This is a genomic window from Pseudomonas sp. 05N434 (assembly GCF_056396965.1).
The window spans coordinates 1-1,740 of sequence record NZ_JBFTMK010000778.1 but is presented as its reverse complement, the minus strand read 5'-3'; the positions used below and the strand labels follow the sequence as shown (position 1 = coordinate 1,740).

The window sequence follows — 1,740 nt, the reverse complement described above, 5'->3', positions numbered from 1 at the left end:
GGGCATGAAGATTGAAATCGCTTCCTGGCGCAATATCGTGCCCAATGTGTGGTCGTTGCATATCCGCGATGCGCACTCGCCGATGTGCTTTACCAACGGCAAGGGTGCGACCAAGGAAGGCGCGTTGGCGTCGGCGTTGGGCGAGTTTATCGAGCGACTCAACTGCAACTTCTTCTACAACGACCAGTTCTGGGGAGAAGACATCGCCGACGCAGCGTTTGTGCACTACCCGGACGAACGCTGGTTCAAGCCTGGCCGTAAAGATGCACTGCCGACCGAAATCCTCGACGAGTACTGCCTGAAGATTTACAACCGCGACGGCGAGCTGCGTGGTTCCCACCTGATCGACACCAACTCGGGCAATGAAGAGCGCGGCATCTGCTCGCTGCCTTACGTGCGCCAGTCCGACGGCGAGGTGGTGTATTTCCCGTCCAACCTGATTGAAAACCTGTTCCTGAGCAACGGCATGAGTGCCGGTAACACGCTGGCCGAAGCCCAGGTGCAGTGCCTGTCGGAGATCTTCGAGCGTGCGGTAAAACGCGAAATCATCGAAGGTGAATTTGCCCTGCCGGATGTGCCGGCTCACGTGCTGGCGAAGTACCCCGGGATACTGGCCGGGATTCAGGCACTGGAAGAGCAAGGGTTCCCCGTGCTGGTGAAGGATGCGTCCCTGGGAGGTGAATTCCCGGTGATGTGCGTCACGTTGATGAACCCGCGTACCGGCGGTGTGTTCGCCTCGTTCGGCGCGCACCCGAGCCTGGAAGTGGCGCTGGAACGCAGCCTGACCGAATTGCTGCAAGGCCGCAGCTTCGAAGGCCTCAACGACCTGCCCCAGCCAACGTTTGAAGGTCATGCGGTGACCGAGCCGAATAACTTCGTCGAGCACTTTATCGACTCCAGCGGCGTGGTGTCGTGGCGCTTCTTCAGCTCAAAATCGGATTACGAATTCGTGGAGTGGGACTTCTCCGGCCAAGGTGAAAACTCGAATGCCGAGGAAGCCGCGACCTTGTTCGGCATTCTCGAAGGCATGGGCAAGGAAGTGTACATGGCGGTCTACGAGCATATCGGTGCAACGGCCTGCCGCATCCTGGTGCCAGACTATTCGGAAATTTATCCAGTAGACGATCTGATCTGGGATAACACCAACAAAGCGCTGTTCTTCCGCGCCGACATCCTGAACCTGCATCGCCTGGACGAAGAAGAGCTGCAAGCGCTGGTTGAGCGTCTGGTGGAAAGTGAGCTGGACGACTACACCGACATCACCACCTTGATCGGCATCGAATTTGACGACAATACGGCCTGGGGTCAGCTGACGATCCTGGAGTTGAAGCTGCTGATCTATCTCGCCTTGCAACAATTTGAAGAAGCGAAAGAGGCGGTAGAAATGTTCCTGCAGTACAACGACAACACGGTTGAGCGTGGCTTGTTCTATCAGGCGGTCAATGTGGTGCTGGAGATGAAGCTGGACGAAGACCTGGAACTGGAAGACTACGAGGCCAACTTCCGCCGGATGTTTGGCAACGAGCGGATGGATGCAGCGATCGGATCGGTAGATGGCAGCGTGCGCTTCCATGGCTTGACGCCGACCAGCATGAAACTGGAGGGGCTCGATAGGCATTTGCGCTTGATCGAGAGCTACAAAAAACTGCACATGGCGCGGGCCAACATGACCGCCCTGTAGGAGCCGGCTTGCTGGCGATCCAGGCGCCGCGGTTAACCAGGCAAACCGAGTTATCGTTC

At 57.5% G+C, this 1,740-nt stretch carries 1 protein-coding gene; it reads left to right on the top strand.

Annotation, left to right across the window (positions count from 1 at the left end):
- A partial coding sequence (locus AC1DLB_RS29255; RefSeq protein ID WP_477786213.1) for an OsmC domain/YcaO domain-containing protein occupies window positions 1-1,681 on the top strand: 1,681 nt, incomplete at its 5' end.
- Between the last annotated feature and the right edge of the window lie 59 nt (window positions 1,682-1,740).